Origin of the sequence: Thiohalocapsa sp. ML1 (assembly GCF_001469165.1) — a bacterium.
GTDB lineage: Bacteria > Pseudomonadota > Gammaproteobacteria > Chromatiales > Chromatiaceae > Thiohalocapsa.
Map to the genome: position 1 here is coordinate 130,425 of NZ_JABX01000005.1, position 13,340 is coordinate 143,764.

General features: G+C 69.0%; 12 protein-coding genes. 8 read left to right on the plus strand and 4 right to left on the minus strand.

The window, feature by feature from the left end:
• Positions 1-68: 68 nt before the first annotated feature.
• The 3 genes from ML01_RS04795 to ML01_RS04805 are packed head-to-tail and all read right to left on the minus strand — an operon-like array spanning position 69 to position 1,966.
• Positions 69-410: a DUF3301 domain-containing protein gene (locus tag ML01_RS04795; RefSeq protein ID WP_058554259.1), complete on the minus strand. Its 342-nt coding sequence runs from the start codon at positions 408-410 to the stop codon at positions 69-71.
• Positions 407-1,543, minus strand: a complete 1,137-nt coding sequence (locus tag ML01_RS04800; protein ID WP_082673958.1) for an AI-2E family transporter — start codon at positions 1,541-1,543, stop codon at positions 407-409. The genes ML01_RS04795 and ML01_RS04800 overlap by 4 nt, the downstream gene beginning before the upstream one ends.
• Before the next feature lie 9 nt (positions 1,544-1,552).
• Positions 1,553-1,966, minus strand: a complete 414-nt coding sequence (locus tag ML01_RS04805; protein ID WP_216819108.1) for a hypothetical protein — start codon at positions 1,964-1,966, stop codon at positions 1,553-1,555.
• 198 nt (positions 1,967-2,164) lie between these two features.
• Between ML01_RS04805 and ML01_RS04810 the strand changes: the two genes are divergently transcribed.
• Positions 2,165-3,409, plus strand: coding sequence for a TraB/GumN family protein (locus tag ML01_RS04810; RefSeq protein ID WP_254045137.1), 1,245 nt, complete (start codon positions 2,165-2,167; stop codon positions 3,407-3,409).
• A 22-nt stretch (positions 3,410-3,431) separates the two neighbouring features.
• Here ML01_RS04810 and ML01_RS04815 read toward each other — a convergent pair whose 3' ends face one another.
• Entirely contained in the window at positions 3,432-4,010 is a 579-nt protein-coding gene (locus tag ML01_RS04815) for a YqiA/YcfP family alpha/beta fold hydrolase (protein ID WP_058554262.1), read from the minus strand.
• An 887-nt stretch (positions 4,011-4,897) separates the two neighbouring features.
• On the opposite strand from ML01_RS04815, the gene ML01_RS04820 reads away from it, so the two are divergent.
• From ML01_RS04820 to ML01_RS04850, 7 genes are all read left to right on the plus strand, one after another.
• Positions 4,898-5,545: an O-methyltransferase gene (locus ML01_RS04820; RefSeq protein ID WP_058554263.1), complete on the plus strand. Its 648-nt coding sequence runs from the start codon at positions 4,898-4,900 to the stop codon at positions 5,543-5,545.
• A 92-nt stretch (positions 5,546-5,637) separates the two neighbouring features.
• Positions 5,638-5,904, plus strand: a complete 267-nt coding sequence (locus ML01_RS04825; protein ID WP_058554264.1) for a hypothetical protein — start codon at positions 5,638-5,640, stop codon at positions 5,902-5,904.
• Positions 5,905-6,241: 337 nt separating this feature from the next.
• Positions 6,242-7,180, plus strand: a complete 939-nt coding sequence (locus ML01_RS04830; protein WP_058554265.1) for a D-hexose-6-phosphate mutarotase — start codon at positions 6,242-6,244, stop codon at positions 7,178-7,180.
• Positions 7,173-10,094 (plus strand): bifunctional [glutamate--ammonia ligase]-adenylyl-L-tyrosine phosphorylase/[glutamate--ammonia-ligase] adenylyltransferase, encoded by a 2,922-nt coding sequence (gene glnE, locus ML01_RS04835; RefSeq protein ID WP_058554266.1) that lies wholly within the window; start codon positions 7,173-7,175, stop codon positions 10,092-10,094. Before ML01_RS04830 ends, glnE begins: the two co-directional genes overlap by 8 nt.
• A gap of 199 nt (positions 10,095-10,293) precedes the next feature.
• Positions 10,294-11,214, plus strand: a complete 921-nt coding sequence (locus ML01_RS04840) for a branched-chain amino acid transaminase (protein ID WP_058554267.1) — start codon at positions 10,294-10,296, stop codon at positions 11,212-11,214.
• Between the two features lie 83 nt (positions 11,215-11,297).
• Positions 11,298-11,525, plus strand: coding sequence for a zinc-finger domain-containing protein (locus ML01_RS04845; protein ID WP_058554268.1), 228 nt, complete (start codon positions 11,298-11,300; stop codon positions 11,523-11,525).
• Positions 11,526-11,774: 249 nt separating this feature from the next.
• A complete protein-coding gene (locus ML01_RS04850; RefSeq protein ID WP_058554269.1) occupies positions 11,775-13,172 on the plus strand; it encodes a DEAD/DEAH box helicase in 1,398 nt (465 codons plus the stop codon).
• The last annotated feature ends 168 nt before the right edge of the window (positions 13,173-13,340 follow it).

Below are 13,340 nucleotides of genomic sequence, written 5' to 3' on the forward strand. Positions count from 1 at the left end.
CCACCGGCGCCCAATAGGAACGCGAAAATCGAAGGATCTCGCCGGTCTGACTCGATCCCCCCCCGCGCTCAGGGCTCGAAGCGCCCCTCTCCCGTCTCGGGCTCGGGCTCGGCATCACCCAGGCTCAAGGACTGTAGCCGTAGCCCAAGCAACACGAGCTGCCCGGGCTGGCGCTCCACCCCGTCCGCGCTGAGCTCGAAGCCATAGGTCCGACGCAGCTTGAGCCCGTCGGCCGTCCAGCGCAGCGCCAGAGCACGCAGCACCACCGCCTGGTCCAGCAACTGCACGTCGGCGCGCTCGCAGGCCCGACGCGCGTAGGCCAGCGCCAGCTCGTGCGCCCGGAGCGTATTCAGCCAGAGCCAGCCCGCCAGCAACACCAGCAAAAGCGCGCTCAGGTTGCCGACTGTCATACCCGTTCTGCACCTTCACGGCTGGCCTGCTGTTGGTCGCGCCGCGGCGAGCACAGCGGCAGGGCCTCGCCATGCCCCGCCGCCATCGCGGCTCGCGCCTCCTCTGCCGGGCCCAGCATGATGGCGATGGGATAGGTCTGCGGGCTCGCGCCAAAGGCGATCTTCAGCGCCATCGTCAGCGGCACCGACAGGAACATGCCGGCCGGGCCGAGCACGAAGCCCCAAAACACGAGCGACAGGAACACTACCAGCGTTGATAACCCGAGCCCGCGGCCCATGACGCGCGGCTCGATGAAGTTGCCGATGCCGATGTTCACGACCATGAAGCCGAGTGAGGCCAGCAGCGCGTCGTCGATGCCGAGCTTGATCAGCGCCAGCAGCACCGCCGGTACCGCGGCGATGATGGAGCCGATGGTGGGCACGAAGTTCAGCAGGAACGCGAGCATCCCCCACATGGCCGCGAAGGCGACGCCGAGAAAGCTGAGCCAAGCCCAGATCAGCAAGCCGGTGACGAGGCTGGTGCAGGCCTTGATGAACATGTACCGGTTGATGGTGAACATCACCTCGCGCAAGTGGTCCAGCGAGGCCTCCGGCGCCCGCAGCGCGGCGCGCAGCTTGCTCGGCAGGCTGTTGGCCTCGAACAGCATGAACATGACCGTGAGCAGGATCATGAAGGCGTTGGTCAGCAACGCGCCCAGGCCGCGGATGAGCTCGCCGGCGAAGCCGAAGATCCGCATGGGGTCGAACAAGGCGTTCAGCGATTCCCGCGAGACATGGACGCCGACGCCGTCAAGCCAGGTCACGAGCTCGCCGGACATGACCCGCACGCGCTGCTGGTAGATGGGCAGGCTCGCGTTGAACTCGTTTACGGAGCCCGCGAACATCGCGAGTACGGCACCGCCGGCCCCCACCAGCACCGCGACGATCAGCAGCATCGCGGCCCAGGTCGGCATGCCGTGGCTCTGCATGTACTTGAGCGGCGGCACCAGCAGCATGGCGATGAACGCTGAGAGCAGAAACAGTGTCACCATAGTCGACGCTGCCTTGAGCCCGGCAACGACGACAACGAAGGCGCCCGCAACGAGCAGGAAGCGCGCCGCCGACGTGAAGCCAATCTCCTGCGTGCGGTGCATCGGGCCGCGTCAGAACGCCGGCAGGCCGCTGTGCAGCAGCCAGACCTTGCGCGTGTCGTCCCAGCGCCAGTCCTGGCGGTCCAGCACCTGCTTGAGGCGCTGCTCGTCCTGCAGCACGTAGTCGATGCGGGCGAGTCGTAACGACTTCCCCTCGGGCGTAATCTCCGACGGGCCCACGACCTCATAGCCCGTCACGCGCACGTTCTTGAGCGCCGTGAGGTCTAGGTCCTTGCGCGCGTCCGCGTGCATCAGCTCCACGACTGCCTCCCAGTAGCCCCAGCGCACGGCCTCATGGTGGGTGTTGGCGGCGGCGAGCAGCGCCTCGGCGCGGCGGTCCTCTTGGATGGTGCCGCAGCCGGTAAGGCCGGCCTGCAGAAGCACAAGCAGGGCCGGCAGGGCGGCGAGGCGCAGTGAATTCGGCATGGCGTCCTGGGGGTGGTTATAGCGCATACCGGCGCTGCGGCAGCCTGGGAACGGCGGGGACGCTTGATGATAAACGTCGCCGGGTCCGCGGCCAACGGCAGGCTCCGGCACTGCTTCCCGGATCGAGACCTGCGGGCGACGTTGCGGCCGCTGCGCTATCATGCTCGGCCACCAAGCCGACCCGTCCGATCCCTTATCGTGCCAGACCTTCAGGACGACTCCACCCCCGCTGTGGCCTCCGGCGAGCCCTCGCGCCAGCTCACGCTGAACGGCAGCGAGGTGCAGCTCCTCGGCACCGCGCACGTCTCCCGTGCCAGCGTCGAGCAGGTGCAGGCGCTGCTCGCGCCCGGGCCGGCGGGTGCCGGCTTTGATGCCGTCGCCGTCGAGCTGTGCGAGAGCCGCTTCGAGGCCCTGTCCGATCCGGACCGGCTGCATCGCCTCGACCTGTTCACGGTGATCCGCGAGCAGCGCGTCTACGTGGTCGCCGCGAACCTGGCGCTTGCCGCCTATCAGCAGCGCCTCGCGGACCAGTTCGGCATCGAGCCCGGTGCCGAGCAGCGCGCGGCCATCCAGCTCGCGCGCGAGCAGGGGCTGCCGGTGCTGCTGGTGGATCGCGACATCGGCGTGACCTTGAAGCGCGCCGCCGCGAACCTGGGCTGGTGGAAGCGGCTCAATCTGTTCTCGGGGCTCCTCGCCGGCCTGTTGTCGCGGGACGAGGTCACCGAAGAGGAGATCGAGCGGCTGAAGCAGGGCGATGTGCTGGAGACCACCTTCGCCGAGTTCGCGCAGGATCGCCGCGAGCTCTATGTGCCGCTCATCAGCGAGCGCGATCGCTTCATGGCGGCGCGACTGCGCCAGGAGCTCAAGGGCCATGGCTATCGGCGCGTGCTCGCCGTGCTCGGCGCGGGGCACCTCGCCGGCGTCGCTGACCACATGCAAGACCCCGCCGCGCCCGATCCGGCGGAGACCATCGCCGCGTTGGAGCAGGTGCCGACGCCGTCTGGGTTCTGGCGTGTGTTTCCGTGGCTCGTGGTCGCCGTCATCCTGGGCGTCTTCGCCTACGGCTTCACGCGCAGCCCGGAGCTCGGCTGGAACCTGGTCTGGGACTGGGTGCTCATCAATGGCGCGCTGGCCGCGCTCGGCGCGGCCATTGCGTTCGCGCATCCGCTGACGGTGCTGCTCTCCTTCTTCGCCGCGCCGCTCACATCCCTAAACCCAACCATCGGCGCTGGCATGGTGGCGGGTGCCGCCGAGCTGGCGCTGCGCCGGCCGAGCGTCGGCGACTTCGCGGCGCTGCGCGATGACGTGACGACGCTGCGCGGCTGGTGGCGCAACCGCGTGTCGCACGTGCTGACGGTGTTCATCCTGGTCAGTCTGGGCTCCGCCGTCGGCACCTACGTCGCCGGCTTTCGCATCGTCGGGCGGGTGATCGGTGCGGAGTGAGGCGTCGCCGCCGTCGTCGCCGTCAGGTTGCGTCGGCCGCCGCCCGGATCAGCGGCAGCGCCGGGTCGAGGTGCTGGAAGGCATGGTCGCCGCCGGGGAAGGCCACCACCCGCGCGCAGCCGCGATAGAGCGCCACGGATGCGCGCTGGTCGATGAGCTCGTCGCCCAAGTCCACCAGCAGCGTCGTCGGCGCGAGTAGCTGCGCGCAGGGGCGGGCAGGGGTGTAGGCGCGCGTCTGATCGATGCGCTCGCGGGTCAGCACGTAGCGCTCACCCGCCGCCGTCTGCTGTTCGCTGCCGATGAAATCGCGCAGATCCAGCCAGGGCCGTAGCGCCGGGTTGATCATGAACAGATGTGCGCAGGGTACGCGGGTGATGAGCCAGCGCCCGTAGAACCCGCCCATGGAGCTTCCCACCAGCACCGGCGGGCCGTTCGCGGCCGCCACCTGCTCCAGCATCGCGGTCAGCTCGGCGACCGCGTCGTCCGGCCGGTGCGGCGCGTAGTCCGGCGCCAGCACGGGTCGTGGCGCGAGCAGCTCCCGCAGCCGGGTGGCCTTGGCGGACAGGCTGGAGCTGTTCAGCCCGTGCAGGTAGACGATCATCGCGTGACTGACCCCGAGCGTTGGGACTCCGCATTTTAGCGAGGCTTCACCCCAGCCGACGAGTCATTCACGACGACAAGGCGCTTGCAGGCAAAAGGGCCGAGGGCCAAGGGCCGAGGGAGCCCGCCTCGGCCCTTGGCCCTTGGCCCAATGCGCCGACGAGCGGGCTGCGCAAGACGAGGCGCCGTGCCCTGGTCGGTCTGAGGCGCTGCCTGCCTAGATTGCTTGCCAGCGCCGAATGCTTGCAGATGAGTCAAGTTTCACGACGACAAGGCGCTTGCAGGCAAAAGGGCCGAGGGCCAAGGGCCAAGGGAGCCCGCCTCGGCCCTTGGCCCAATGCGCCGACGAGCGGGCTGCGCAAGACGAGGCGCCGTGCCCTGGTCGGTCTGAGGCTCTGCCTCGCTTGTGCTTCGCTGCCAAAATCCCGAGACCGTGGTTTTATCGTTGTCGTTGTCGTTGTCGTTGTCGTAATCGAACGTGCGCCGCGTTGACGGGCGTTGACTGGAGTGTTGACCTCCAGGTCAACACGGCGACACGAGCCGACCGGGAGGTCGGCTCTCCGGCCCGGCCCGGGCCGCTCTGGATCGGTTACCGACCCGCCCGCGACGACCCAAGACGGTCTCAAGACTTCCGCGCCGCTGCATTAGCCAGTCCAACGCCCCGTTCGAAACGTGACTCCTCTGCACACATTCGGCGCTGTCACGCATTCGGCGCTGTCACGCATTCGGCGCTGTCACGCATTCTAGCGGCGGACGCCGCTTGCGTGCGCGCCGACATGGCGCATTCAGCCGACGATGGGACCTTGCCCAGGTCTTGGAACGCGCAACGTGCTCATTGAGGTTGCTCCGGGACCACCGGAGCCCACGCCGTCTCTATCGGAGCCCCAGATGCCGGATACCGTGCTGCCGCTGTTGTTGCAGTCCTACCTTGATGAACTGGTGCCGGATCGCCCCCCCGAGCTCCGGGCGATGGAGGCGGTTGCGGTCGCCGAGGGCTTTCCGATCATCGGCCCCGCCTGCGGGCACTTCTGCTATGTGGTCGCGCGCATGATCGGGGCGCGGCGGGTGTTCGAGCTCGGCTCCGGCTTCGGCTATTCCACCGCGTGGTTCGCCCGCGCCGTGCAGGAGACCCACGGCGCCGCCGGCGAGGTGCACCACACGGTCTGGGAGGCGGAGCTGTCCGCTCGCGCGGAGCGCCACCTGCGGGCGCTTGGGCTTGCGTCGCAGGTGCGCTTCCACGTCGGCGAGGCGGTTGCGGCGCTGGCGGACGAGACGGGCGGATTCGACCTGATCTTCAGCGACATCGACAAGGAGGGCTATCCGGACTCGTTGCCGGTCATCGAGCGGCAGCTCCTGTCCGGCGGCGTGCTCATCGTCGACAACATGCTCTGGGGTAACCGGGTGCTCGACCCGCGCATCGATGATCCGGCCACCGCGGCAATCCGCTGCTTCACGCGTCTCGTTACCGAGAGTCCGCACTGGGCCGGCAGCATCCTGCCTCTGCGCGATGGGCTCCTCCTGGCGCTCAAGGCCTGAGCGCAGAGCGGCCTCGGCATTGTGTGGGTTTTGGCGGGAGGTCGGCTTCCGCCGTCGCTATACTGCTCGGCGAATCACGTCGGAGAGTCAAGATGGCCAAGCGTCAGCCGAGTCCCACCGAGCGCGTTGAGGCACTGTTCCACGAGCTGGTCGACCACTACGGGGCTGGCGATGAGCGCGAGCTGCGCGCCGCCGCCAAGCTGTTGCTGGTGGCGCTCGCTAAGTTCCGCGCCCACGGCGGCGAGCGCTGGTCCGCGTTGCTGGACGAGTATGTCGACATCGTCAAGCGCGACCCGGCCCGCTTCGAGCGCATGCTGAGGTCCAACAGCGGCACCTCGCCGGACGAGCTGCAAGCCTGAGTCGCGGGGGGGCGCCCCGGTGCGGCGCCGTGCCGGCTGACGGCCATGGCGACCGGCGCGGCGCTGCGCGCCATGGCCGACGGTGAGCGACATCGCACGACACAAGGGTTTCGCACTGCGACGCGGCTTGAGCCGGGATTCTGATTTTGATCCGGATACGGATACGGATACGGATCCCAATGAGTGGCGCGCAACGTCTGCTGCGCTTGGCCCTTGCGCGTATACTGCCCGCGCTCGCCGGGCCGCTCGCGTCGGGCGCGATCGCCCCCATCTCCACTGCGTCCGTCATCTTCCGACAACACTATGGCCCGCGGTCTGCGCCGCGCCGGGAGCCCCCATGGACATCACCCAGGCGAACGACGAGTTTGGCATTCCAGGTGTGCTCAGCATCTGCGCCGGCAACGGCGGCTTTCCGCTGATCTGCATCGACAACGACCATGCCCGTGCCGAGATCTCGGTGTATGCGGGGCAGGTGCTCGCTTACCAGCCGGAGCAGGAACAGCACGACCTGCTGTTCGTCAGCGAGCACGCGTTGTTTCAGCCCGGCAAGGCCATCAAGGGCGGCATCCCGGTGTGCTGGCCCTGGTTCGGCCGCGACCCCGACGACCGCGGTCGGCCGGACCACGGCTTCGTGCGCGCGCGCGGCTGGAAGCTGCTGTCCACTGAGACCATGGTCGACGGCGCCACCCGTGTGCGGCTCGGTTGCCGCGACGACGAGGCCACCCGCGCGCTGTGGCCGTATCGCTTCGCGTTGGAGCTGGAGGTCACCGTCGGTGCGACGCTGGCGGTGGCGCTCGTGACCCGCAACACCGGCCCGGCGCCGGTGACCATCACGCAGGCGCTGCACACCTATTTCAACGTCGGCGATGTGCGCCGCGCGCAGGTGCTCGGGCTCGCCGGTCACAGCTACCTGGACAAGGTGGCGCTGAGCGACCCGACGGCGACGCCGGCGGCGGACCCGGACGCCCCGGTGGAGCAGTCCGGCCCCATCAACTTCGACGGCCCGGTGAACCGTATCTATCTTGATACGGCTGATCGGCTCATCATCGACGACCCATCGTTTGGCCGGCAGATCCAGATCGACCGCGAGGGCAGCCGCTCCGCCGTGGTCTGGAATCCGTGGATCGAGCAGTCCCGGCAGATGGGCGACTTCGGCGATGACGAATACCTCGGCATGGTCTGCGTCGAGACCACCAACGCGGGCACCGACGCGGTGACCATCGCGCCCGGCGCCAGCCACCGCATGGCGAGCCGCTACGGCATCCTGCATGACTGACAGCGCCGGCGAAGGCCCAACCCATCACCAACAGGACCCGCACTGGTCAGTCTGGCTCGACTGGGCGCGTGCACAAGATGTCGCGGTGCCCGAGGATGCTGCCTTCGCGGACGCCCGCCAGCGGGTCTGGGCGGCGAGCGAGTTTGCCGCGCTCACGGCGGCGCGCAGCCCCGAGACCCTGGCCGCGCTGCTCGCCGACGACGCGCTGACACGGGCACCGACGGCGGCGGAGCTGGATCGGCTGCTCGCCGACGCGCTGGCGCAGCTCGCGCCCGAGCGCGCCGCCGAGCCCGCGCTGGCGCAGGCGCTGCGGCGCTTTCGCCGCGCACAGATGCTGCGCATCGTCTGGCGCGACCTCGCCGGCTGGGCCGATCTCGACGAGACGCTGGAGAGCCTGTCGGCGCTGGCGGACACCTGCGTGCAGCGGGCGCTGGACCTGCTCACCGCCTGGACCGAGGCCGAGCTCGGCGTGCCGCGCGACGCCGCGGGCCACCGGCAGCGGCTGCTGGTGCTCGGCATGGGCAAGCTCGGGGCGCGCGAGCTCAACATGAGCTCGGACATCGACCTCATCTTCGCCTTCCCGCACACCGGTAGCACCGTCGGCGGTCCGCGGGAGCTGACCTGCGAGCAGTTCTTCACGCGCCTCGGCCAGCGGCTGGTGCAGGCGCTGGATCAGGTCACCGCCGACGGCTTCGTGTTCCGCGTCGATACGCGGCTGCGGCCCTTCGGCAGCGCCGGACCCCTCGCCATGAGCTTCGATGCCATGGAGGGCTACTACCATTCGCAGGCGCGCGAATGGGAGCGCTACGCCATGACCAAGGCCCGCGTCATCGCCGGCCCAACCGGGCCCGCGGCGGAGCTGGCGGCCATGCTCAGACCCTTCGTCTACCGGCGGTATCTGGACTTCGGCGCCATCGAGTCGCTGCGCTCGCTCAAGGTCATGATCGCCCGCGAGCTCAAGCGCAAGGGCATGGAGCACAACATCAAGCTCGGCCCCGGCGGCATCCGCGAGATCGAGTTCATCGGCCAGTCGTTCCAACTCATCCGCGGCGGGCGCGAGCCGGAGCTGCGCATCCGCCCGATCCAGCCGGTGCTGAGGCTGCTCGGCGACAAGGGGCTGTTGAGCGCCATCGACGTCGCCGCGCTGACCTCGGCGTACCGATTCCTCAGGCTCACCGAAAATCGCCTCCAGGCCTGGCAGGACCGCCAGACCCATGTGCTGCCGGAGACGCCGGACGCCAGACTCAGGCTCGCGCGCAGCATGGGCTTCGACGGCTGGGATGCCTTTGCCGAGGTGCTCGGCGCCCACCGCGCGCGGGTGCAGCGATGCTTCGAGGCCGTGTTCGCCGCCCCCGTCGGCGGTGAGCATCCCTTAACCGTGCTCTGGAGCGGGCGCCCCGAGCCCGAGGAGGCGCACGCCCTGCTCACCGCGCATGGCTTCGCTGAGCCGGCGGCGACCGTCGCCGTCATTGCACGCTTCCGCGACGCCGCCGAGCGGCGGGGCTTGAGCACCCGCGCCGCCGAGCACCTGGAGCACGTGCTGCCGGCGCTGCTCGCGGCCGTCGCGGACAGCGACGCGCCGGACCTCGCCCTGCCGCGGGTGCTGACGGTGCTGGAGTCGGTGCTCGGGCGCACGGCGTATCTGGCGCTGTTGTCCGAGAACCCGGACGTGCTCCGCCAGCTCGTGCAACTGAGCGGGAAGAGCCCGTGGTTCGCCCAGCGCACGGCGAAGCAGCCGCTGCTGCTCGATGAGCTGCTGGACCCGCGGCGGCTGTTCGAGCCGCTGCGACGCACGGATCTGGAGCACGAGCTCGACGTGCTGCTCGGCACCGTCGGCGACGACGACCTGGAGCAGCGCATGGAGCGGCTGCGTCAGTTCGTCCAGGGCAATCAATTGCGTACCGCCGCCGCGGACATCACCGGCGTGGTCTCGCTGATGGTGGTCAGCGACTATCTCACTGAGATCGCCGAGGTGGCGACCGAGCGCAGCCTCGCCATCGCCTTCTGCGACCTGACCCGGCGCCACGGCGAGCCGCCGGGTCGTTCGCTGACGGAGCCGGGTTTCCTGGTGCTCGGCTACGGCAAGCTCGGTGGCATCGAGCTCGGCTACAACTCGGACCTGGACCTAGTGTTCTTGTACGACGAGGCGCTGGCCAGAGAGCCTACCGCCGTCTCCGAGCCCGACGGGCAGCGCTCGGTGACGGGCTCGCAGTTCTACGTGCGCTTGGCCCAGCGCATGATCCACATCATGACCACGCCGACCTACTCCGGCGTGCTGTACGACATTGATGCGCGGCTACGCCCGGACGGCGACAAGGGCATGATCGCCCGCACGCTGGCCTCCTTCGCAGGCTACCAGCGCGAGGAGGCCTGGACTTGGGAGCACCAAGCGCTGGTGCGCGCCCGGCCGGTGGCTGGCGACGCGGGCCTTGCGGCGCGCTTCCGCGCGGTGCGCGATGAGATCCTGCGGCTGCCGCGGGACCCCGACAAACTCCGCACCGAGGTGCGCGACATGCGGGCGAAGATGCGTGCGAGCCTTGACAAGACCCGCGGGGGGCGCTTCGACCTGAAACAGGGCCGCGGCGGTATTGCCGATATCGAGTTCATTGTTCAATATTCGGTGCTGCGCTGGGCCGCGACGCATCCCGACCTCACCACCTGGACCGACAACGTTCGGCTGCTGGAAACCCTGGACCGCCTCGCGCTGTTGCCGGGCGGAACCGCCCAGGACCTCACCGATGCCTACAAGGCGCTGCGCTTCGCCTATCACCGCCACGCGTTGCAGGATTCGCCGGGGCTGGTGCCGGACACCGAGCTCGCGGCCGAGCGCGAGGCGGTGGCAGGTTGCTGGCGGCAATTGATGGAGGGCCGAGGGCCGAAGGCTGAGGGGGAAGGGCCTGCAGCCGAGGGCTGAGGAGCGAGCTTCTAAGCCCCAGCTCGTTGGGGTTGCTTCGCCCACCAAAGGCTTTCGATCCGCAACAGTAGTAAATTTGTCCCTCGCCTCGCGGCTAGGCTCTAGGCCGTTGTTTCCGGCCTCGGCCCACGGCCCTAGGCCCTTATTCCCGGCCTCGGCCCTCGGCCCTCGGCCCTTCTTCCCTGAGGAGTATCAAGCAATGACCATGGCCGACCGCGACGGCGTGATCTGGCACGACGGCGAGCTCGTGGACTGGCGTGAAGCCAAGACCCATGTGCTGACTCACACGCTGCACTATGGCATGGGCGTCTTCGAGGGCGTACGCGCCTATGCCACCGACCGCGGACCGGCCATTTTCCGGCTCCAGGAGCACACCAGGCGGCTGTTCAATTCCGCGCACATCCTCGGCATGCGCGTGCCCTACGATCAGGACACGCTAAACGCGGCACAGCGCGCCGTGGTGCGCGAGAACAACCTGGACTCGGCCTACATCCGGCCGTTGTTCTACTACGGCGCCGAGGGCATGGGTCTGCGGGCGGACAACCTGCAGGTGCATGCCATCGTCGCCGCGTGGAACTGGGGCAGCTACCTGGGCGAGGAGAACATCAAGCACGGCATCCGCATCAAGGTGTCGTCCTTCACCCGCCATCACGTCAACGTGACCATGTGCCGGGCCAAGGCCACGGGTAATTACATGAACTCCATGATGGCGTTACAGGAGGCGCTGCGCGACGGCTACGACGAGGCGCTGCTGCTCGATGCCGAGGGCTACGTGATGGAGGGCAGCGGCGAAAACGTGTTCATCGTCCGCGACGGCGTCATCTACACCCCGGACCTGACGTCGGCGCTCGACGGCATTACGCGCAAGACGGTCGTCGCGCTCGCCGCCGAGATGGGGCTTGCCGTGATCGAGAAGCGCATTACCCGCGACGAGGTGTACATCGCCGACGAGGCCTTCTTCACCGGCACCGCGGCGGAGGTCACGCCCATTCGCGAGGTGGACGGCCGCAGCATCGGCAGCGGTACCCGCGGCCACATCACCGAGCAGTTGCAGAGCAAGTACTTCGACGTCGTGAAGGGCCGGAGCCCCGAGCACTTGGAGTGGCTCAGCGTCATCTAGCCGCTTCGGCGACGCCGCCGCCGCCCGCCGACAGCGCCGTCGAGCCGCGGCGCCCGCCCATTGCCTTTGTAGGAATCGAAGCCATGCGCAAGCTCATCCGCGATCCGGCCCTAGACACTTCCGGTGCCGCGCCGCCGCCGGCGCCCGGCGGTCCGCGCCTCGTCAGCCGGAAAGATCTGCCGTTGTCCTGCCCGCTGCCGGACGCCGAGGTCTGGGACATGCACCCGCGCGTGTATCTGCCCATTGAGGACGAGCCTGATCATGAGGCGACATGCCCGTATTGCGGGGCGCGGTATAAGTTGAGGGACTAGGGGGATCAGGTGCTAGGTGCTAGGGGCTAGGGGGCTTCGCGTCGGGACGACGACTCCTGTCATCGCTATCGACATCGCTATCGAAATCGAACCGAGTGGCAAACCGATCCCGATCCCGATTTCGATTTCGACCCCGATCCCGACGCACTTGGTCAGTCCGACGCCCCGATCTAGGGTCTACCCCATGACCACAACAACGCAGGAACCCCGATCGCGGGATTTCCGCAGCGAAGCACCACGGCTGATGCCATGATCGAACACGAGCTCGCCGACGCCGCGAACGCCTTTGCGACCCTAGACCTCGCCGAGCCGCTGCTGCGCGGCATCGCCAAGGCCGGCTTCGAGACGCCGACGCCGGTGCAGGCGGCCGTGCTGCCGGTGGCGCTGCAGGGTCGGGACCTCATGGCCGCCGCCGCCACCGGCTCCGGCAAGACGGCCGCATTCCTGCTGCCGATCATGCAGCGGCTGCTGGACGAGCCGGCGCCGCGTGCCGGCACCCGCGCGCTGGTGCTGGTGCCGACGCGCGAGCTGGCGAGCCAGGTGCTGGACCACTTCCACGCCGTCGCCAGCTATACCAGGCTGACCGCAGCGGTCATCGTCGGCGGTGAGCCGCGCAACCATCAGGTGAACGCGTTGCGGCGCAACCCGGAGATCCTGATCGCGACCCCCGGGCGGCTCCTGGAGCACCTCGACACCGGCGAGGCGGACCTCACGGACGTCAGGTTCATTGTGCTCGACGAGGCCGACCGCATGCTGGACATGGGGCTCGTGGAGGAGGTCGTGGCCATCCTGAACCACGCCCCCGGCGAGCGACAGTCGCTCTTGTTCTCGGCGACGCTGCACCGGCGCGGCATCATCGAGCTCGCGGACTACCTGCTGAAGGACCCGGTCAGCATCACGCTGGACCATCCGCGCACGGCGCATCCGCACATCGACCATCAGATCATCCTGAGCGACGACGCGGCGCACAAGGCAGCGCAGTTGCAGCGGTTGCTCACGGCGGCGGAGTTCGACCGGGCGCTGGTGTTCGCGAACACCCGTGCCGGTGCGGAGCAGGCGGGCGCCAAGCTTGTCGCCGCGGGCGTTCGCGCCGTCGTGCTGCACGGGGAGCTGGATCAGCGCGAGCGCAAGCGCGTCATGGCCCTGTTCCGCGCCGGGACCGTGTCGGTGCTGGTGGCGAGCGACGTCGCCGCCCGTGGGCTCGACGTGCCCGGCACCGAGCTGGTGGTGAACCTGGACGTACCCCGCAGCGGTGACGACTACTTGCACCGCAGCGGGCGCACCGGGCGCGCCGGGCGCCGCGGTCTCGCCGTCAGCCTGGTCAGCGCGCCGGAGTGGAACCGCATGGAGAGCATCGAGCGCTATCTCGGCATCAGCGTCGAGCGGGCCGTCATCGACGGGCTGAAGGCCCGCTTCCAGGGGCCGCCGAAGCGTTCCAAGCCGGCCAAGAAGGTCGTGAAGAAGGTCGTGAAGAAGCTCGCGGCCAAGCGCGGTGCCAACGCCGCCGACGGCGCGGCCGACAAGCCGAAGCTCAAGGAGCGGCTGCGCGAGCGCAAGAACATCGGCAAGCGCCGCAAGCCGAGCGCGAAGCCCGCGGCGGGGCAGGGCGTCGACGCCGGCTTTGAGCCGCCGAAGCGGCGGGGCTGAGCAGGCAGCACGCCGCTCGCTCGGTCACGCCCCGAGCGCCGCGCCGCAACAGGGCAACGCCCGCGACGTCGAGACGGTGCTGCCCCGTTGCCCGAACCCCTGCCGCTGCCGCGCCGGCAGCGCCCGGACTTGATCCAGACGCTGCTTGTCCGCAAGCTGCCGATCCAC

What these genes read in the sequence shown, in the direction of transcription:
- ML01_RS04795 (WP_058554259.1), bottom strand. Translation starts at nt 410, where the DNA reads ATGACAGTCGGCAACCTGAGCGCGCTTTTGCTGGTGTTGCTGGCGGGC.
- ML01_RS04820 (WP_058554263.1), top strand. Translation starts at nt 4,898, where the DNA reads ATGCCGGATACCGTGCTGCCGCTGTTGTTGCAGTCCTACCTTGATGAA.
- ML01_RS04850 (WP_058554269.1), top strand. Translation starts at nt 11,775, where the DNA reads ATGATCGAACACGAGCTCGCCGACGCCGCGAACGCCTTTGCGACCCTA.
- ML01_RS04840 (WP_058554267.1), top strand. Translation starts at nt 10,294, where the DNA reads ATGACCATGGCCGACCGCGACGGCGTGATCTGGCACGACGGCGAGCTC.
- ML01_RS04845 (WP_058554268.1), top strand. Translation starts at nt 11,298, where the DNA reads ATGCGCAAGCTCATCCGCGATCCGGCCCTAGACACTTCCGGTGCCGCG.
- glnE (WP_058554266.1), top strand. Translation starts at nt 7,173, where the DNA reads ATGACTGACAGCGCCGGCGAAGGCCCAACCCATCACCAACAGGACCCG.
- ML01_RS04800 (WP_082673958.1), bottom strand. Translation starts at nt 1,543, where the DNA reads ATGCACCGCACGCAGGAGATTGGCTTCACGTCGGCGGCGCGCTTCCTG.
- ML01_RS04815 (WP_058554262.1), bottom strand. Translation starts at nt 4,010, where the DNA reads ATGATCGTCTACCTGCACGGGCTGAACAGCTCCAGCCTGTCCGCCAAG.
- ML01_RS04805 (WP_216819108.1), bottom strand. Translation starts at nt 1,966, where the DNA reads ATGCCGAATTCACTGCGCCTCGCCGCCCTGCCGGCCCTGCTTGTGCTT.
- ML01_RS04830 (WP_058554265.1), top strand. Translation starts at nt 6,242, where the DNA reads ATGGACATCACCCAGGCGAACGACGAGTTTGGCATTCCAGGTGTGCTC.
- ML01_RS04825 (WP_058554264.1), top strand. Translation starts at nt 5,638, where the DNA reads ATGGCCAAGCGTCAGCCGAGTCCCACCGAGCGCGTTGAGGCACTGTTC.